This is a genomic window from Rhodococcus sp. NPDC059968, assembly GCF_042738615.1.
Lineage (GTDB): Bacteria > Actinomycetota > Actinomycetes > Mycobacteriales > Mycobacteriaceae > Rhodococcus_F.
The window spans coordinates 515,556-534,602 of sequence record NZ_JBHWUE010000001.1 but is presented as its reverse complement, the minus strand read 5'-3'; the positions used below and the strand labels follow the sequence as shown (position 1 = coordinate 534,602).

At 68.6% G+C, this 19,047-nt stretch carries 16 protein-coding genes and 1 riboswitch; of the genes, 13 read left to right on the top strand and 3 right to left on the bottom strand.

Going from position 1 to position 19,047, the window contains the following annotated elements:
* Positions 1-141: 141 nt before the first annotated feature.
* Both ACFWAY_RS02495 and ACFWAY_RS02490 read left to right on the top strand, forming a co-directional pair.
* A complete protein-coding gene (locus ACFWAY_RS02495; protein ID WP_378509716.1) occupies positions 142-2,292 on the top strand; it encodes an MMPL family transporter in 2,151 nt (716 codons plus the stop codon).
* 170 nt (positions 2,293-2,462) lie between these two features.
* The gene (locus tag ACFWAY_RS02490) at positions 2,463-3,110 is read left to right on the top strand and encodes an alpha-ketoglutarate-dependent dioxygenase AlkB (protein ID WP_378509715.1); all 648 of its coding nucleotides are present in this window, start codon (positions 2,463-2,465) and stop codon (positions 3,108-3,110) included.
* On the opposite strand, the gene ACFWAY_RS02485 is transcribed toward ACFWAY_RS02490, so the two are convergent.
* Positions 3,111-4,199 carry a 3-deoxy-7-phosphoheptulonate synthase gene (locus tag ACFWAY_RS02485; RefSeq protein WP_378456500.1) on the bottom strand — a complete coding sequence of 363 codons (1,089 nt, stop codon included), beginning with the start codon at positions 4,197-4,199 and terminating at the stop codon, positions 3,111-3,113.
* Positions 4,200-4,480: 281 nt separating this feature from the next.
* Between ACFWAY_RS02485 and ACFWAY_RS02480 the strand changes: the two genes are divergently transcribed.
* The 5 genes from ACFWAY_RS02480 (at position 4,481) to metE (ending at position 10,613) form a co-directional block, all read left to right on the top strand.
* Complete coding sequence (locus tag ACFWAY_RS02480; protein WP_378509714.1) at positions 4,481-5,428, top strand: ABC transporter ATP-binding protein; 948 nt, start codon at positions 4,481-4,483, stop codon at positions 5,426-5,428.
* The gene (locus ACFWAY_RS02475; protein ID WP_378456502.1) at positions 5,428-6,204 is read left to right on the top strand and encodes an ABC transporter permease; all 777 of its coding nucleotides are present in this window, start codon (positions 5,428-5,430) and stop codon (positions 6,202-6,204) included. The genes ACFWAY_RS02480 and ACFWAY_RS02475 overlap by 1 nt, the downstream gene beginning before the upstream one ends.
* A 19-nt stretch (positions 6,205-6,223) precedes the next feature.
* Entirely contained in the window at positions 6,224-7,339 is a 1,116-nt protein-coding gene (locus ACFWAY_RS02470; protein WP_378509713.1) for a sensor histidine kinase, read from the top strand.
* Positions 7,336-7,944, top strand: a complete 609-nt coding sequence (locus ACFWAY_RS02465) for a response regulator (RefSeq protein ID WP_378509712.1) — start codon at positions 7,336-7,338, stop codon at positions 7,942-7,944. The genes ACFWAY_RS02470 and ACFWAY_RS02465 overlap by 4 nt, the downstream gene beginning before the upstream one ends.
* A gap of 72 nt (positions 7,945-8,016) precedes the next feature.
* Positions 8,017-8,225: riboswitch (cobalamin riboswitch) on the top strand.
* Between the two features lie 126 nt (positions 8,226-8,351).
* Complete coding sequence (metE, locus tag ACFWAY_RS02460; protein ID WP_378509711.1) at positions 8,352-10,613, top strand: 5-methyltetrahydropteroyltriglutamate--homocysteine S-methyltransferase; 2,262 nt, start codon at positions 8,352-8,354, stop codon at positions 10,611-10,613.
* A 37-nt stretch (positions 10,614-10,650) separates the two neighbouring features.
* Here metE and ACFWAY_RS02455 read toward each other — a convergent pair whose 3' ends face one another.
* Positions 10,651-11,658, bottom strand: coding sequence for an AraC family transcriptional regulator (locus ACFWAY_RS02455; RefSeq protein WP_378509710.1), 1,008 nt, complete (start codon positions 11,656-11,658; stop codon positions 10,651-10,653).
* A gap of 159 nt (positions 11,659-11,817) precedes the next feature.
* Here ACFWAY_RS02455 and ACFWAY_RS02450 point away from each other — a divergent pair, with 159 nt between their 5' ends.
* Genes ACFWAY_RS02450 through ACFWAY_RS02430 form a run of 5 tightly spaced genes read left to right on the top strand, consistent with a single transcriptional unit; the run spans position 11,818 to position 17,452 of the window.
* Positions 11,818-13,257 (top strand): GntP family permease, encoded by a 1,440-nt coding sequence (locus ACFWAY_RS02450; protein ID WP_378456507.1) that lies wholly within the window; start codon positions 11,818-11,820, stop codon positions 13,255-13,257.
* 25 nt (positions 13,258-13,282) lie between these two features.
* Positions 13,283-14,536 carry a CaiB/BaiF CoA transferase family protein gene (locus ACFWAY_RS02445; RefSeq protein ID WP_378456508.1) on the top strand — a complete coding sequence of 418 codons (1,254 nt, stop codon included), beginning with the start codon at positions 13,283-13,285 and terminating at the stop codon, positions 14,534-14,536.
* Positions 14,533-15,471 carry a hydroxymethylglutaryl-CoA lyase gene (locus ACFWAY_RS02440; RefSeq protein WP_378509709.1) on the top strand — a complete coding sequence of 313 codons (939 nt, stop codon included), beginning with the start codon at positions 14,533-14,535 and terminating at the stop codon, positions 15,469-15,471. Before ACFWAY_RS02445 ends, ACFWAY_RS02440 begins: the two co-directional genes overlap by 4 nt.
* The gene (locus ACFWAY_RS02435) at positions 15,468-16,463 is read left to right on the top strand and encodes a 2-hydroxyacid dehydrogenase (RefSeq protein WP_378509708.1); all 996 of its coding nucleotides are present in this window, start codon (positions 15,468-15,470) and stop codon (positions 16,461-16,463) included. The genes ACFWAY_RS02440 and ACFWAY_RS02435 overlap by 4 nt, the downstream gene beginning before the upstream one ends.
* On the top strand, positions 16,460-17,452 hold the full coding sequence (locus ACFWAY_RS02430) for a glycerate kinase (protein ID WP_378509707.1): 993 nt from the start codon (positions 16,460-16,462) through the stop codon (positions 17,450-17,452). Before ACFWAY_RS02435 ends, ACFWAY_RS02430 begins: the two co-directional genes overlap by 4 nt.
* On the opposite strand, the gene ACFWAY_RS02425 is transcribed toward ACFWAY_RS02430, so the two are convergent.
* Positions 17,418-18,203 (bottom strand): IclR family transcriptional regulator, encoded by a 786-nt coding sequence (locus ACFWAY_RS02425; protein WP_105413000.1) that lies wholly within the window; start codon positions 18,201-18,203, stop codon positions 17,418-17,420. The two genes, ACFWAY_RS02430 and ACFWAY_RS02425, sit on opposite strands and share 35 nt — an antisense overlap.
* A gap of 323 nt (positions 18,204-18,526) precedes the next feature.
* Here ACFWAY_RS02425 and ACFWAY_RS02420 point away from each other — a divergent pair, with 323 nt between their 5' ends.
* A complete protein-coding gene (locus ACFWAY_RS02420; RefSeq protein WP_378456512.1) occupies positions 18,527-18,994 on the top strand; it encodes a DIP1984 family protein in 468 nt (155 codons plus the stop codon).
* The last annotated feature ends 53 nt before the right edge of the window (positions 18,995-19,047 follow it).

The following is a 19,047-nucleotide window of genomic DNA, read 5'->3' as shown; positions in this document are numbered from 1 at the left end:
TCCCTGACGTCGGAGCGGGGCCGCGGTCTGTCGATGCCGCGAAACCCGTAGCCTTCGCGGCACCCTGCATGCGACGATGGCTTGGCACGGTTCGACCGCCCGGCCGGGCGCCGGCGGAACCTTCATCTCCCGGAACGGGGAATGATGTTTGCCTACATCGCGCGCACCGTCGTCGCACACCCGTGGCAGGTCATCGCGACCTGGGTCGTCGCGGCAATAGCCGTCGTTCTGTTCGCACCGAGTCTCGACGACTACACCACCGGTAACCAGCAGACGTTCCTGCCCAGTTCTTTCGAGTCCTCCGAGGCACAGGCCGTCGGCAACGAATACTTCCCCAGCCTGTCCGGCGCCACCGGCAGCCTGGTGGTGGTCCGCGCCGACGCCGCCCCGCTGTCACCCGCCGACCAGCAGACGGCACTGAATCTCGCCACCTCACTGCAGAATTCGGCGATCCCGGGAGTTGTGAGCGTGCAGGGGTCGCCTGCGTCGCTGTCCGCCGACGGGAAGGCCGCCGCGCTGCAAGTGGTATTCGACGGACAACCCGGCGACGACCAGGTCAACGACGCCGTGCCGGTCATCCGGAGCGACGCCGAGCAGCAACTGAACGGCACCGGACTGGTGAGCGGGCTGACCGGTAACGCGGCCATTCAGGTCGACACCACCGCCGCATACGACAACGCCGACAAGATCATCACGATCGCCACGGTGATCGTCATCCTTGCCCTGCTCGGCCTGATCTTCCGCAGCCCCGCCATCGCCGTCCTGCCGGTTCTCGTGATCGGCGTGGTGCTGTCGGTGGTCACCGGACTCACCGCCGTGCTCGCCGACCTGTTCGACTTCCAGGTCAGCACGTCGCTGCAATCCATACTCGTGGTCGTCCTCTTCGGTGTCGGTACCGACTACATCGTCTTCCTGTTGTTCCGCTATCGCGAACGTCTCCGGCAGCAGGCCGCGGCAGGGTCCACCGCCGACACGCATCGAGAAGCCCTCGTGTTCTCCACCGACGTCGTCGGGCGCGTCGTCGCGTCGTCGGCGCTCACGGTCATCGTCGCGTTCGCCGCACTGCTGCTGGCAAAACTCGGCTCGCTCACCACGCTCGCGCCCGGACTGATCGTCGCCGTGGCCGTCATGCTGGTGACGGCGTTGACGCTCATCCCCGCCGTGTTCACCGTTCTGGGCCGCCACCTGTTCTGGCCGCTCGGACCGGGGCACGACAGCCCCCACACACCATTCGCCTCGATCGGCACCGCGATCGGGCGCCGCCCAGCCGTGTTCGCCGCCGTGATCGGCGTCGGGTTGATCGCGCTCGCCTCCTTCGCGTCCGGCTACAAGTCGACGTACAACACGCTGGGCGAACTGCCCTCCGACACGCCGTCACAGCAGGCATTCGACACCCTCGACAAATCCTTTCCCGCGGGTGCGCTGAGCCCGACCCAGGTGTACGTCGTGGCTCCCGGACCACTCGATCCCGCGTCGCTGACCCCGCTCGTCACCGCTCTGACGCAGGTGCCGGGAGTGTCCTCGGTTGCCCCGCCGCGTCCGAGTCAGGACGGTCGCGCCGCGCTCGTCAACGTCGTGCTCGCCGACGACCCCTACTCGAACGCGTCCCTAGACCTCGTCGAGGGCCCGATCCGCGATGCCGCCCACGGTGCGGTCCCCGGTTCGGAAGTCGTTGTGGGAGGTCAGACGTCCACGTTCGTCGACGTCCGCGCCCAACTCGCGGCGGACACCCGCCGGGTGTTCCCGGTCGCCGCGGTCGCGATCGCACTGATTCTCGCCGTGCTCCTGCTCGCCGTCCTCGCCCCGCTCAACCTGCTGGTGTGCGTGGCCCTCACGTTCGTCGCCACCCTCGGCGCCGTGGTGCTCGTGTTCCTGCACGGCCTCGGCTACGACGGGATCGACTTCTCCATTCCGATCGTGCTCTATCTCTTCGTCGTCGCGATCGGCACCGACTACAACATCCTGCTCGCCTCGAGGCTGCGCGAGGAATTCCGCAACGGGTACACCCCGCGCGAGGCCGCGCGGATCGCCGTCGCCAACGACGCCCCCACCGTCGCCGCCGCCGGTCTGATCCTGGCGCTGACCTTCGCGTCCCTGACCCTCACCGGACTGGCCAACCTCGCCGAACTCGGCTTCGGTGTCGCGATCGGTGTCGCCATCGCCGCCTTCGCGATGGCCCCGATGCTGGTACCGAGCCTGTCTGCACTCGAACGCCGCGCCTTCTGGTGGCCGAGCAGGCAGAAGGCGGCCATCGACACCGGCGACGACCGCGAGCCGGCGGTACCGCGGTAATTGCCGCCGTCATCCGCGTTCCCGCACGGACGCACCACTTCTCGGTAGCCGCACTCCCTCTAGGGCCCGAAACGCCGCGCGCGAACCAAGAAGGGGTGCGTCTGGCTGCGGCGATTGTCCCGAGCGGACATTATGGGAACATACGTTCGAACATCGGGTAGCATGGCGGCATGACTTCCGCGGATGCGCGGTATGCGCTCCAGGCTTCACTGTTCGACGACGCGTCGTTCGGTGTCGAACTGGGCGCGCTCGGGTCGACGGTGCAGCGTCGCACGCTCACGGCGGGAGCGTGGGTCGACGTGCGACCGGGGTGGCTGACCGGTTCCGACGAGCTGTACACGACGCTCGCGGAGACGGTGCCGTGGAAGGCGGAGCGGCGCCAGATGTACGACCGGGTGGTCGACGTCCCACGCCTCGTCCGGTTCTACCCGGAAGGTGAGCCGCTCCCGGACCCGCTGCTGGTTACGGCACGCGACGCCCTGAGCAGGCATTACCTGACCGAACTGGGCGAGAAGTTCGCGACTTCGGGACTCTGCTTCTACCGCGACGGTTCCGACAGCGTCGCCTGGCACGGGGACGACACCGGCCGGAGCCGCACCGAAGACACCATGGTCGCCATCCTCTCGCTCGGCGCTGCGCGTCCGCTGCTGCTGCGTCCGCGCGGCGGCGGGCACTCGATCCGGCACTCGCTCGGCCACGGTGACCTGCTGGTGATGGGTGGTTCCTGCCAGCGCACCTGGGAGCATTGCGTACCGAAGAGCACCCGCCCGCTCGGACCGCGGATCAGCGTGCAGTTCCGCACGAGCGGCGTGCGGTGATCACTTCCGACGTGCGGCGACCGCCTGGGCGAGACGGTCCAGCTGCGCCGCCGTCGTGGTCCAGTCGATGCAGGCATCGGTGATGGACTGGCCGTACGTGAGGTCCTCGGCTTTTCCGAGTGTGAGGTCCTGACGACCGGCTTCGATGAAGCTCTCCACCATCACGCCGACGATCCCCTTTTCGCCGTCCTCGAGCCGGGCCGCGATGTCGTTCAGCACGTCGACCTGCTTCTCGTGGTTCTTGCTGCTGTTGCCGTGGCTGGCATCGATGACGACCCGCTCCGGCAGACCGCCCTTGCGCAGCCGGGCGAGCGTGTCCGCCACCGTCTCCGCGTCGTAGTTCGGTCCGTCGCTGCCCCCGCGGAGGATGACGTGGCAGTCGGGGTTGCCAACCGTGCGGATCAGCGCGGCCTGCCCGTCGAGGTCGGTGCCGGGGAACACGTGGCTCGCCGCGGCGGCGCGAGTGCCGTCGACCGCCACCTGCACGTCGCCCTCCGTCGAGTTCTTGATTCCTACGGGCATCGACAGCGCGCTGCACAGCTGGCGGTGCACCTGGCTGGCGGCGGTGCGGGCACCGATCGCGCCGTACGTGACGAGGTCCGCGATGTACTGCGGCATGATCGGGTCGAGGAACTCACAGCCGACCGGGAGGCCGAGCGAGGACACGTCGAGCAGCAGCTTGCGGCCCATGCGGATCCCGGTGTCGATGTCGAACGTGCCGTCCAGGTGCGGGTCGTTGAGCAGGCCCTTCCAGCCGAGCGTGGTGCGCGGCTTCTCGAAGTAGACCCGCATCACGATGTGCAGGTCGTCGCGCAGTTCCTCGGCCTTCCCGGCGAGCCGGCGGGCGTAGTCCATGGCGGCGCCGGGATCGTGCACCGAGCACGGGCCCACCACGACGAGCAGTCGATCGTCGTCGCCGTTCAGCACGTTCACCGTGTCGGCGCGACCGGAGCGCACGGTCGCGGACGCGACGTCGTCGGGGGCGTGTTCGCGGCGCACGACGGACGGCGCGACCAGCGGGCTGATGCTCACTGTGCGCTGGTCGTCCAGCCGATCACTGCTGGTAGTGGTGTCGAGAGTGACAGTCATGGGTTCGGGTTCCTGTTCTCAGGCCGGCCCTCGAAGACTGTGGAGATTCCCGCGAGCCGGTCTGTAATCCGGCTCTGGGGTGGAAGAAGTCAGCGCGTGGTTACGCTGACCGGCCCACCCGGGGCCGGCCTGCTAAACCAGAAATATGCGCGCTGCATGGCGCCCACAGTAACGGCTGCCCCCGATCGGCGCCACACCTACCCCGGGCCCCTGACATTTGTCACGGTGAGGTCGTGACGGACGTGTGGGGTCGGCGGCCGTCCGGATCGCACGCTGAATGCATGACATCTACAGAGCTCCGCACCTCCACAACGGCCTCCGCGTCGTCGGCTCCGGCAGTCAGCCTGCGAGGCGTCCACAAGTACTTCGGTGACGTTCACGCCGTCCGAGGCCTGGACCTCGAGGTCCGGCCCGGCGAGATCGTCGCGTTCCTCGGCCCCAACGGCGCCGGCAAGACCACCACCGTCGACATGGTCCTCGGACTGTCTCGCCCCACCACCGGTGAGGTGTCCGTCTTCGGCACCGATCCGCGCACCGCTATCGCGAAGGGCCTGGTCTCGGCGGTCATGCAGACGGGCGGGCTGCTGAAGGAACTGACGGTCGAGGAGACCGTCCGGCTCACCGCAAGCCTGTTCGCCGACACGCGGCCGGTCGACGAGGTCCTCACCCGGGCCGGCATCGCCGATCTCGGAAACCGGTTGGTGGGCAGGTGTTCCGGCGGCCAGCAGCAGCGACTGCGGTTCGCGATGGCATTGCTCTCCGATCCCGAGCTGCTGATCCTCGACGAGCCGACCACGGGCATGGACGTCGAGGGCAGGCGGGACTTCTGGTCGGCGATCCGCGCCGACGCGGACAGCGGCCGGACGGTCGTCTTCGCGACGCACTACCTCGAGGAGGCCGACGCCTACGCCGATCGGATCGTGCTGGTGCGCAAGGGGAAAGTGGTCGCCGACGGCACCGCCGCCGAGGTGAAGGCACTGGCCGCGGGACGCACGGTGCGCGCTCACTACCCGGGCGCCGACAGGGAACAGCTGTTCGCGATTCCCGCCGCCGACAGCATCGAGGTTCGCGGTGACAGCGTCCTCGTCCACTCGACGGACACCGACGCCGTGGCCCGTCATCTCCTCACGCAGACGCCTGCCTGCGACCTCGAAATCGTCTCCCGAGGACTCGAAGATGCGTTCATCGCACTCACCTCCGACGACTCCGGCACGGAAGGATCGAACTGATGACCACCCTCGCCGCACCCCGCCGCGTTCCCCCGCTCGGCGGACTCAACACCACCCTCCTCGGCCTCGAACTGCGCCGGCTCCTGCGCAATCGGCGCACGATGATCATCACTCTCGTCATGCCGGTCGTCTTCTTCCTCATCTTCGGCCTGAACCCGAGCTACTCGGGTGAGAGCGCAGGCAACGGGAACGTCTCGGCGTACGTGATGATCAGCATGGCGCTGTACGGCGCGATGATCGCGACGACGAGCGGCGGCGCGATGGTGTCGGTGGAACGGGCGTCCGGGTGGAGCCGGCAGTTGCGGCTCACCCCCTTGTCCCCCGGGGTCTACATCTTCGTCAAGGTGCTCGTCGCGATGATGCTCGGGCTCGGGGCCGTCGGCGTCGTCTACCTCGTGGGCGCGTTCACGTCCGTCCAGATGGACACGTCCCTGTGGTTCACGACGGCCCTGATCACCTGGCTCGGGTCCGCAGTGTTCGCCGCGTTCGGCCTGTTCATGGGATACCTGCTGCCGAGCGAGAACGTGATGCAGATCCTCGGCCCCGGGCTCGCCGTGCTCGGCTTCGCGGGCGGGCTGTTCATGCCGTTGCAGGACGGTTCGGTGTGGGCGTCGATCGCGCAGTTCATGCCCACGTACGGGCTGAGTCAACTGGTGCACGCACCGCTCACCGGCGATGCGATGCAGTGGACGTGGCTCCTCAACGTCGCGGTCTGGCTGGCGATCTTCGTCGGCGGTGCGGCCTGGCGGTTCCAGCGCGACACCGAGCGAGTGTGACGGCGGTATCGTGACTTCCGTGACCACCCCGGACGGCCCCGTCGTGACCAGACGATGGGGCCGTTTCGGATTCGTTTTCGCCGCCGCGTGGACGATCTTCCTGTTCCAGCCGTTGCTCGACGGCTGGAACGACCGCGATCACGTCCGCGGCTGGATCGGGATGATCGCCACGCTCGGCTTCGCGGTGACGTACCTCGCGATGTTCCGGTGGTCGCATACCCGGCGCGCGCACAACGAGTTTCGGCCACCGCTGACCCAGGCGGTGCCGCTCGTGGTGGTGTTGTTCGGGCTCGCAGCCGTCATGGTGGTCGCTGTCGGGTCGTCGGGTCTGTCCGCCGCCGTCTTCCTCGCGGTCTCCGCGGTCATGCTGTTCCCCGCGTGGCTCGGCGGGATCACCGCCCTGACCGTCGCGGTTCTCGTGGAAGTGATCTCCGCGGTGATGGACTGGGGGTCGGGCACCGGACTCTCGCTGGGGGTGTGCGCGGCCGCGTTCGCGATGTTCGGGGTGACCAAGCTGATCAACCGCAACATCGAACTCCTCCGGGAACGGGAGAAGAGCGAACGACTCGCGGTGCAGGAGGAACGCACCCGGATGGCCCGCGACCTCCACGACATCCTCGGGCACTCCCTCACCGTCATCACCGTCAAGGCCGAACTCGTGGGCCGGCTCCTCGACATCGACGTCGACCGGGCCCGCACGGAAGTGGCAGACCTGGAACGTCTTTCCCGCGACGCGCTCGCGGATGTCCGGCAGGCCGTGCAGGGAATCCGGGGGCTGTCGCTTCCGGTGGAGATCGCCCGGGCCGGGGAAGCGCTGCGGTCGGCCGGAATCGAGGCCGAGCTGCCCAACAGCACCGAGTCGGTGCCCACCGGGCTGCGCGAGTTGTTCGCGTGGACGGTCCGCGAAGGTGTCACGAACGTGGTCCGGCACAGCGGCGCGACGCACTGCTCGGTCACGGTGGGTGAACGCGAGGTCACCGTCGTCGACGACGGCTCCGGCTGTAGTGAATCCGCGCACGGGAACGGGCTGGTGGGCCTTCGGGAGCGCGCCGCCGCCGCCGGAGCCCGGGTCGTCATCACCCATCCGCAACCCGGCGGATTCTCGTTGCACGTGCTGACGGAAGAGGTCCCGTGACGATCCGGCTGCTGCTCGCCGACGATCAAGCACTCGTCCGCGGGGCCCTCGCCGCCCTGCTGGACCTGGAGGCGGACCTGACGGTCGTCGCGGAGGTCGGGCGCGGCGACGAGGTCGTCGCGGCGGCGCGCGAGCACTCCCCCGACGTCGCGCTGCTCGACGTCGAAATGCCCGGTCTGGACGGGATCGCCGCGGCCGCGGCACTGCGGGCCGAGGTGCCGCAGACCCGCGTCCTGATCGTGACGACGTTCGGTCGTCCCGGCTACCTGCGCAAGGCACTCAAGGCTGGTGCGTCGGGGTTCGTCGTGAAGGACACCCCGGCCCGGCAGCTCGCCGACGCCGTACGTCGCGTCCATGCCGGGCTGCGCGTCGTCGACCCCGCTCTCGCCGCCGTCAGCCTCGTCAGCGGGGAATCGCCGCTCACCGACCGCGAGACCGACGTGCTGCGGGCGGCGCGGGACGGTGCGCCGGTCGCGTCGATCGCGGCCGCACTGTTCCTGTCCGCAGGTACCGTGCGCAACCATCTGTCGGCGGCGATCGGCAAGACCGGGGCCAGCACCCGCGCCGAGGCCGTCCGCGCCGCGGAGTCGAACGGCTGGCTTTAGGCGCTTCGCGCCTATGCTGGCCCGTGCAGCTGGTTCGCCCGGCACGGTCGTGAGGAGCCCCGAAGACCGCACCTGGCGTCGAAGCACGTCGGACTCCCCGGAGTTCGCGTGTGAGAGGGAACCCGGTGAGAATCCGGGACTGTCCCGCAGCGGTGAGCAGGAACGACCGCCGTCACCATGCACTGGGCACACAGCCTGGGAAGCGACGGCCACTAGGTCCGGTGTGATTTCACACCGGCTGCCTGCGAGTCCGAAGACCTGCCGACTGTGTCGGGCACGCCGTGCCCGACGGTTACCGCCTCGTGGATTGGGCGTGTAGACCTTCTCGCGCTGCAGCACGTCCCTGGGCTCGAGAGGTGTACCCGTTTGCCGGTGGTAGCCGTACCGCGTACGCAACTGGAGATACCGTGACATTCACTTTCACCGCGACCGTGCTGGGCTCACCTCGCATCGGTCCGAATCGCGAACTGAAGAAGGCCGTCGAGTCGTACTGGGCCGGACGCCTCGACGCCGAAGCGCTCGACGCTCTCGCCCGGGATCTGCGACGCCAGACCTGGACGAGCCTGCGCGATGCCGGGCTCGACTCCGTTCCCGTCAACACGTTCTCGTACTACGACCATGTGCTGGACACCGCGGCGATGCTCGGTGCCCTGCCCGACCGTGTCGCCGGCATCGAGAACGACCTCGACCGCTACTTCGCCGCCGCCCGCGGCAATGACACGGTCGCCCCGCTCGAGATGACCAAGTGGTTCGACACCAACTACCACTATCTGGTGCCGGAGATCTCCCCGTCGACGGCGTTCGCCCTCGACCCGGCGAAGGTGCTCCGCGAACTCGAAGAGGCACGTGCCCTGGGCATTCCGGCCCGACCGGTGGTGGTGGGTCCGGTCACGTTCCTGCTGCTGTCGAAGGCCGTCGGCTCGGACGCACCCCTCCTCGACCGCCTCGACGAACTCGTCCCGCTGTATGCGGACCTGCTCGGCCGACTCGCCGACGCGGGCGCCGAGTGGGTGCAGGTCGACGAACCCGCGCTCGTCGCCGACCGCACACCGGAGGAGATCGCGGCGGCCAAGCGGGCCTACGACCGGTTGTCCGCGGTCGCGTCGCGACCGGCGATCCTCGTCGCGTCCTACTTCGGCAGCCTCGGCGACGCACTCCCCGCGATCGCCTCGACCGGTGTCGAGGGAATCGCGATCGACCTGGTCGCCGGATCCGACACTCTCGCCACGGTTCCCGATCTGACCCGCAAGCACGTCGTCGCCGGCGTCGTCGACGGACGCAACATCTGGCGCACCGACCTGGACGCGGCACTGGCCTCGCTCGGCACCCTGCTGGGCAGCACCGGCTCGCTCGCCGTCTCGACGTCGTGCTCGCTGCTGCACGTCCCGTACACGCTCGACGCGGAAACCGGCCCCGACAAGGCGCTGCGGTCGTGGCTGGCGTTCGGGACCGAGAAGGTCCGCGAGGTCGTCACGCTCGGCACCGCACTGACCAGCGGTCGCGAGTCCGTCGACGACGAATTCGCGCTCGCCCGCGCGGCGGCGTCCACCCGCAACACCGACCCGCGTCTGCACGACGCCACGGTCCGTGCCCGGCTGGACGCGCTCACCGCGTCCGATCCGGGGCGCAGTCCCGCGGCGGAACGACGGGAGGTCCAGTCGGCGCTGTCGCTTCCGGTGCTGCCGACCACGACCATCGGCTCGTACCCGCAGACGACGCAGATCCGCGTCGCGCGCGCGGCGCGGCGCAAGGGTGAGATCGACGAGGCCGAGTACCTGAACCGGATGCGCGCCGAGGTCGCCGATGTGGTTGCGCTGCAAGAGAAGCTGGACCTCGACGTGCTGGTGCACGGCGAACCGGAACGCAACGACATGGTGCAGTACTTCGCCGAACAGTTGGACGGGTTCTTCGCGACGGACAACGGCTGGGTGCAGTCGTACGGCAGCCGCTGCGTCCGCCCGCCGATCCTGTACGGCGACGTGCGCCGCAGCAACCCGATGACCGTCGAATGGATCACGTACGCGCAGTCGCTCACGCAGCGTCCGGTGAAGGGCATGCTCACCGGTCCGGTGACGATCCTGGCGTGGTCGTTCGTGCGCGACGACCAGCCGCCGGCCGCCTCGGCCAACCAGGTGGCGCTGGCCATCCGCGACGAAACGGTGGACCTGCAGGGTGCGGGCATCCGGATCGTCCAGGTGGACGAGCCCGCGCTGCGCGAACTGCTGCCCCTGCGGGCCGCGGATCAGCCGGCGTACCTCGACTGGTCGGTCGGGGCGTTCCGTCTCGCGACGTCCGGGGTCTCCGACTCGACGCAGATCCACACCCACCTCTGCTACTCGGAGTTCGGTGAGGTCATCGAGGCCATCGCGAGGCTCGACGCCGACGTCACCTCCATCGAGGCGGCCCGCTCGCACATGGAGGTCCTCGACGACCTCAACGCCGTCGGCTTCGACCTCGGCGTCGGTCCGGGCGTGTACGACATCCACTCGCCGCGGGTGCCCGGCGTCGAGGAGATCGCGGCGTCGCTGCGGGAGGCGTTGAAGGCGGTGCCGGTGGAACGGCTGTGGGTCAACCCCGACTGCGGGCTGAAAACCCGTGGTCCCGCCGAGGTCGAGGCGTCGCTGCGCAACCTCGTCGACGCGGCGAAGCTGGTCCGCGCGGAGCTGTAGGCTGCGCCCGTGAGTGGTTGAGGAGTCCCTGGACTCGTCAACCGCTCACGGGGCCGAAGGCCCTGGTCTGCGACGGATTCTCGCCGAACCGGCGACGGTAGGCAGCCGCGAAGAGGCCGAGGTTGACGTATCCCCACGCGCCGGCGATGGAGGCGACGGTCTCCCCCGGCGATGCGGTGAGCAGTTCCTCCCGGATGCCCTGGAGCCGCTGCTCACGCACGTATTCGGCCGGGGTGGTGTCCAGGTATTTCCGGAACGACCCGGACAGGGTGCGGACGCTGACACCCACCGCGTCGGCGATGTCGGAGGCGGTCGGCAGTTCGCGGGCGTACTCCCGGATGTACTGGACGGCGTGCCGCACATAGCCGGGCGCCGCCGGGCCGGTGGACCTGTCCGGGTCCACCCCGGCACGAGCCGCCCATTCGGTGAGCAGGTGACCGACGAGCAACTCCTGCAGGTTGAGCCCGATGCGCCCCTCGGTGGCGTGTCCGGGTAGCTCTTTCGTCGTCCGCATGGCGTACCCGAGCAGCGCCTGCCAGCCGGATCCGCCGCCCCCGATGACGCATTTGCGTTGCCAGAGAATATCTCCGGGGTCGAATCCCCACCACCGCACCGCCGTGTCCGCGAGCAGCGTGTGGGGAACGGTGAGATTGAGCTGGACGTGGTCGGGGGAGAACTCGACGAGGTAGTCGACGCGACTGCAGTCGGCGACGAACGTGTCACCCGACGGTGTGTCCGCGGTGACGTCGTGGTCGAGGTGGTGCCGGGCGTTGCCCCGGATGGTCGTGAGAACGAGCGCGTTGCCGGCGTCGGCCGAGAAGTCGCCGACCGAGACGGGGATTCCGTAGGAGAACCGGGTGACCGTGATGCCGCCGATCTTCGTGGAGTACATGCTCGACCGGGGTAACAGCCCGACACCGAGCGGACGCACCACGTAGGGCATGTACACGCGATCGGACCAGAGTTGGATCTCGCTCCAGTCCTCCGACGTTCTGCGCTCGGCGGCCGGCGGCCGTCCCACCGCAAACGGATCCAGCGCGACCATGCGTCGAGTATCCAGGCCCGTGCGCCTTTCTGGTAGCGGGAACAACCGAAAAGGCGCACGGGGCCGAAGGCCCATTGCTTATATCGTGAGTGTGTGCTCATAATATGGGTGTACCTGTGACACCAGTCACTACCCGCCTCCTCGATAAGGACGCGCCACATGTCAGATGCAGCAATCCTGATCAACACCACGGTCGCCGTCGCGGCGGTCGTTGTGATGATCGTGCGTTTCAAGTTCAACCCAGTGGTGTCATTGGTCGTCGGATCCGCCTACCTCGGACTCACGACGGGACTCGGCACGGCCGCAACGGTGGACGTCATCAGCACCGGTTTCGGCGACATCATGGCCGAAGTGGGACTTCTGATCGCGTTCGGCGTCCTGATGGGCGCCATGCTGAAAGAAATGGGCGCGATCCAGCGCCTGGTCGGGACGCTGCTCCGCGTGTTCGGACCCAAACGAATGCCCTATGCGTTGTCGCTGACCATCGCGACGCTGCTGCAATCCATCTTCCTCGACGTCCTCCTCGTGATTTCGGCGCCGCTCGCCCGCAACCTCGCACCGAAGGTCGGCCGGGTCGGCACCGCACGCATGGCCACCGCCCTCGCCATCGGCCTGGAGTGCGGCATCGTGCTCATGGTTCCCGGTGTGGGCGCCCTCGCCCTCGCCGGACTTCTCGGTGTGCCGCTCGGCAAGATGCTGATCTTCGGGCTGATCCTGGTGATCCCGACCGTGGCGATCTCGGTCGCGATCATGTCGTTCCTGTTCACCCGCGGTTGGTGGAACCCGGAGAAGGACGAGGAGCACTTCCATCAGACGGTCGTCGACGACGAAGAGGACGAGTGGACCGACGGCGGCAGCGGCGGGACCACCCCTCGGCCCGATGCCGGCGGAGGCGTCGCCCAGGCGCAACGCGCCGCGACCGTCACGGAGGTCACGGCCGAGCGCGCGGAACACGACCGCCCCCTGATCCTCCTCCTCGCTCCTCTGCTCGTCTCGCTCCTGCTCATCGCCACCGGCGCGATCCTGGACATCGCCGAGATCAGCAACCCGGTGATCTCGTTCGCGTCGGAGCCGCTCATCGCGTTGCTGATCGGACTGATCGGCACCAGCTTCGTCGGACGGCTCACCGTCGGCCAGCACCGCGTCCAGAAGGCGATCGCCAGCGGTTTCAGCGAGAGCGGCCAGATCCTCATCCTCACCGGTGTCGGCGGGTCCCTCGCTGCGACCATCGCCGCGGCCGGGCTCGGGGACATCCTCGGCAAGTACTTCACCGCCAATCACGCGGCTCCGCTGCTGATGGTCTGGGTGATCGCCGCCGTCCTGCACGTCGCCGTCGGCTCGGTCACGATCTCCGCCATCACCGCCGCGGGCGTCCTCGCACCCATCGCACCGACCCTCGGCCTCGACCCCGTCCTCATCGCCCTCGCGGCCGGCGCCGGCTCCCTGTTCGCGGTGCACGTCACCAGCAACACCTTCTGGCTGCTGCAGTCCTTGATGGGTCAGACCACACGAGGCACGCTGAAGACGTGTTCGGTGGGAGTATCGGTGGCATCAGTCGTCGCAATACTGCTCGTCCTGCCCATGAGCCTCGTTCTCTGAGCGTCACTATCAGTTAAGGATCACCATGTTCTCCGACAACACCATTCGGCCACTCGACGGGGTTCGGGTACTCGAGCTGGGTAACTACATCGCCGCTCCGACGGCGGGCCGGATGCTCGCCGACTTCGGGGCCGAGGTCATCAAGGTGGAACGCCCGAAGACCGGCGACGAACTGCGCAACTGGCGGCTCTACTCCGGCGACACCTCGATGCTGTACCGCACGATCAACCGCAACAAGAAGTCGATCGTGCTGGACCTGCGCACCGAGGAGGGCCGCCGGCTCGTCCTGGATCTCGCCGCCAAGTGCGACATCCTGCTGGAGAACTTCCGGCCCGGCACCCTGGAGAAATGGGGCATCGGACCGGACGCGTTGAACGCGGCCAATCCGGACCTGGTGATCACCCGCATCTCGGCGTTCGGGCAGACCGGGCCGATGTCGCAGCGGCCGGGGTTCGCCGCGGTCGCGGAGGCCGCCGGCGGATTCCGCGAACTCGTCGGCGACCCGGACCGGCCACCGGTGCGGGTCGGGGTGTCGATCGGCGACTCGATCGCCGGCCTCTATGCGGCGTTCGGGGCGGTGATGGCCCTGTTCCAGCGTGAGGCCGCGAAGGTCGCCGGAACGCCGGGCCCGTCCCTGCCGCATCGGATCATCGACGTCGCACTCAACGAATCGATCCTGTCGATGATGGAGTCGCTGATCCCCGACTATCTCGCGTACGGCATCAAACGCGAACGCGTCGGCGGCCGGATGGAAGGCATCGCCCCGTCGAACGCGTACATCTGCAACGACGGCAACAGCATCATCATCGCCGGCAACGGTGACGCCATCTTCCAGCGCTACATGGACACCATCGGCCGCCCCGACCTCGGCGCCGACCCGGACCTGTCCACCAACGCCGGACGGTGGGCGCGCCGCGACGAACTCGACACGGCGATCGGTGAGTGGACGATCCAGTACTCGCGTGACGAGGCGCTGAAGATCCTCGACACCGCCGGGGTGCCGTCGGGTCCGATCAACACCGCCGCTGACATCTGCAGCGACGAGCAGTACGCGGCCCGCAACATGATTCAGCAGTTCACCGTCGACACCGGTGAGGCCGAGCCGAAGCAGGTCGGGTTCCCCGGCATCGTCCCGGTGATCGGCGGCAAGTCGCTGCCCATCCGCAGCGTCGGCCCCGACCTCGGCGAGCACACCCGGGAGGTCCTCGAGACATTGCTCGGCATGACCCCGGAACAGATCGACTCCATCGTCAACGACACAGTAGGTGGCCTCTCATGACGCAGTCCTTCGAATCACGCACCCTGCTCCGCGACGTCACCCTGCGTGACGGATTGCAGTTGACGGGCAAGATGCTGCCCACCGCCCGGAAGCTCGAGATCGCCCGGCGGCTCCTGGAACTCGGCGTGCCCGCGCTCGAGATCGGGTCGATGGCCCGCCCCGACCTCGTCCCGCCGATGGCGAACACCGTCGAGGTGATCTCGGAACTGACCCCGGAGGAACTGGATCACTGCTGGGTGTGGGTGGCGACGCCCCGGCACGTCGAGAAGGCCGCCGCCGCCGGCGCACGCCATTTCCAGTACTGCTTCTCCGCCTCCGATTCCCACAACCAGGCGAACATCGGACGTTCCACCGAGGACAGCCTCGCCGCGATGCCCGCCGCGATCGAACTCGCGCAGGAGGTCGGCGGCAGCATCCAGCTGTGCATCGCAACGTCGTTCACCTGCCCGTTCGAGGGCCGGGTGCCGGAGCAGCGGGTCATCGACATCGCCAACGATCCGCGCGCCCACGGCGCCGTCGACGTCGTCGTCTGCGACACCCTCGGCCAGGCCGTCCCCGCCGAGGTGTACTCCCTCGTCTCCCGGGTACGGCTCGAAACCCCGCAGCGCGGCATCGTCTTCCACGGCCACGACACCTGGGGTCTGGGGGTCGCGAACAGTCTCGCCGCGGTCGCGGCCGGAGCGATGACCGTCGACGGCGCCCTCGGCGGACTCGGCGGCTGCCCGTTCGCGCCCGGCGCCAGCGGCAACACCGCCAGCGAGGACCTGCTGTTCGCCACCCGCCCGGACTGGCTGAACCCCAGCATGTTCGGATCCCTCGTGGAACTGTCCGAGAAGACCCTAGCCGAACTCGGCGAAGCCAACCGGTCCAAGGCCGCCCAGGGCGCGCGTTCCAATGCCACCGCGTTCGAGTGGGTCATCGGCGGCGGCCGATGAGCGGCGCCCGGTTCTACGTCACCACTCCGATCCCCGAACCCGCGCTGACCCTGCTGCGCGCCGCGGGTAGCGTCGATGTCCCCGACGACCTTCCGGACGCCGCCCGGCTGCGGGAGGTCTGCGTGTCCGGCGACTACGACGTGGTGGTGTCCCAGCTGCGCGACACGTTCGACGCCGACCTCCTGGCCGCGGCGAAGATCCGCGGCATCTCCAACTACGCGGTCGGGTTCAACAACGTCGACATCGGTGCGGCCACCGCGAACTCGATAGTCGTCGGCAACACACCCGGTGTGCTCACCGACGCCACCGCCGACGTCGCGATGCTGCTGATCATGGCCACCGCCCGTCGCGCCGTGGAGGCCGACGCATTCATCCGCTCCGGACAGTTCACCGGATGGGAGCCGAACCTACTTCTCGGCCAGGATGTTTCGGGACGCACGCTGGGTCTCGCCGGCTTCGGGCGGATCGCCCGGGCGACCGCGAAACGGGCACTGGCCTTCGGGATGCAGGTGCTGTTCTGCCCGCGGCCTCCCGGCGACCGTCCGGTGCCGGACGAGGAGCTCGGTGAATTCGCCGGACTCGTCACCCACACAGATTGGGACACCCTCGTCACCACCAGCGACTACCTGTCACTGCACGTGCCCCTCAACGCGCAGACCCGCCACCTGGTCGATGCGGGTGTGCTGGCGGCGATGAAACCGTCCGCGATCCTGATCAACACGGCCCGCGGTCCCGTCGTCGACGAAGCCGCCCTCGTCGCCGCCCTGAAATCGGGGGAGATCGCCGGGGCCGGACTGGACGTCTACGAGGACGAACCCGCGCTCGCCCCGGGGCTCGCGGAACTGTCGAACACGGTCCTGCTCCCCCACCTCGGCAGCGCCACGGTGTCGGTGCGCGCCGAGATGGCGCGGCTGTGCGCCGAGAACGCCGTGGCCATGGCGCAGAACCGGATTCCCCCGCATCCGGTCAACCCGGAAGCCTGGAGCTCATGACGGTTCTGATCGCCCCCGACAGTTTCAAGGGCACCTACACCGCAGGCGAGGTCGCCGACGCCGTCGCCACCGGGGTCGAGTCGTCCGGCAGTGCCGCGATCAGGCTGCCGGTCGCCGACGGCGGCGAGGGCACCCTCGACGTCCTCACCGTCCTCCTCGGACTGCGCCCGGTCACCACCCGGTCCCGCAACCCCTGGGGCTGCCCGTGCCGGCCGACGTACGGGCTGTCCGACGACGGGACCGCGGTCATCGAGATCGCCGCCGCCTCCGGGATCACCACGCCGCACGACGGCCCCCGCGACCCGGTCACCGCCACCACCTACGGCACCGGAATGCTCGTCGCCGACGCCGTCCGGCGCGGTGCCCGGCACATCGTCGTCGCGGCCGGCGGATCCGCCACCACGGACGGCGGCACCGGGGCCATCGCCGCCATCGAGGCGGGGGGCGGACTCCGGGGCGCCTCCGTCACCGTGCTGACCGACGTCACCACCCGATACGTCGACGCCGCCAGAATGTTCGGACCGCAGAAGGGCGCCGACGCGGGCACCGTGCAACTCCTCACGCGGCAACTCGAGGCGAAGGCGCGGGCTCTGCCGCGCGACCCGTCGAGTGTCGACGCGACCGGCGCGGCCGGCGGGTTCTCCGGCGGGATGTGGGCGCGGTACGGCGCCGAACTACGCTCGGGCGCCGACTACGTCCTCGACGTGATCGGCTTCGACACGCTGTCCGCGGACGCGTCCGCGATCGTCGTCGGCGAAGGCAGGCTCGACGGACAGACGAAAGCGGGCAAGATCATCTCCGCGATCCTCGCCCGCGCGGGCACCACCCCGGTGTACGCCGTGGTCGGCTCCGTCGGCGACGATCTCGGCGACTACCGGTCCCGGTTCGCCGGTGTCCTCGTCGCCACGGACGCCGTGGCCATGCACGACGCCGGCCGCGTGATCGCGGCGCAGCTCATGACGGGTAGCGGCCACCCAGCGTCCGGGTGACCTGCTCGGCGCTGCCGACGAGCAGATCCACCCACTTCTCGCACTGTTCACGAGGCATGCGCAGTGTCGGCCCGCTGATCGCCAGAGCACCGATCACGTCGGCTGACGAATCGAACACGGGCGCAGCCAATCCCGAGGCGCTGTCCTCCCGCTCCCCCGCGGTGATGGCGTACCCGTCGGCCCGGGCCTGGTGGATCAGTTCGCGGAGCACGGCGGTGTCGGTGACGGTGCCCTCGGTCATTGGTTCGATGGGGCCGGCGAGGACCTGTTCGGTGAGGTCCGGGTTCCAGGCGAGCAACACCCTTCCCGCCGATCCCGCGGGCAGGGGGACGATCTTCCCGACGTACATGTTCCGGCGCAGCGCGTGCTCGGTCTCCGCGATGGCCACACACACGCGGTAGCCCTGCTCGACCCGGAAGAAGCTGGCGGTCTCGCCGGTGGCGTCGCGGATCTCCTTCAGCACCGGCGTGACGACAGCCAGAATGTCGAGTCCCTTGGTGGCCGTCGCGGCCCAGAACGCCATCTTCACGCCGATCCGGATCTGGTCGCCGGACCGGTCGAGGAATTCCTGCGCCACCAGGTTGCTGACCAGCCGTTGGACCGTCGACGTCGGCAGACCCGTCGCCTGGTGAATCTCGCCCAGCGTCATCGACGGACGCGTCAGGCTGAAGGCATCGAGGATCTCCGTGATCTTGCTGAGCACCAGCAACGGTTGGTGCTTGGAGGTCAATTCGCCGTCTTCCGCTCGCATGCCCTCGACGATAGTCGCCCTTACCAGCACGTGAGTGCCGAAGAACGGCGGAACACACTTCGGCACTCACCTCGGGCGAATCGACTGTCGCCACACGGGCGGGGATGTGGTACTTATTGAAGATGCTCGAATTCGACTCGACGAAAGGCGCATGAGCGCCCACCGAGATATCTCTCCGGCACAACGGTTCGGGGAATTCACCCGCGCGTTCGACGCGCTTCGCTCGCTACCTTCGCGGTGCCGCGACCCTTCGGCTCCTCGCAGGTCTTTTCCCTTCCCTCAATTTGCGATGCCCTACACCGATTTCGAGAAAGGAGGTACCCATGAAGTTGGCTGAGGCACTGGCCGAACGCGGCGATCTGACGCGTCGGGTGGAGCACCTGAAGTCGCGCATCCTCACGAATGCACGGCATCAAGAGGGTGAGTCGCCGGCGGAGGACGCCGCGGCGCTCCTCGTCGAACTCGAGGAGGTCCTGGACCGTCTGGAGATCCTCGTTCGAAGGATCAATCGGACGAATACCGCTGCGCCACTGGGTGACGCGAGCATCACGGACGCGCTGGCCCGCCGGGACATGCTGCGAATCCGACACCGGGTGGTGTCCGCCGCCGCGGATGCCGCCTCCGGTCGTGAGCAGGACCGATACGGCAGGCAACTCCGCTCCGAACTCGTCTTCGTCGCGGCGTTGCCCGTCCGGGACCTGCGGCGGACGGCAGACGATCTCGCCCGGCAGATCCGCGAAGTCGATCTGCAAGTGCAGAAGGAGAATTGGGAGGTCGAGCTGCTCGACTGAACAAAAGCTGGGTAGTAGGTAACCGTCTCGGAGGCGAGCACGCACCGCGAGTC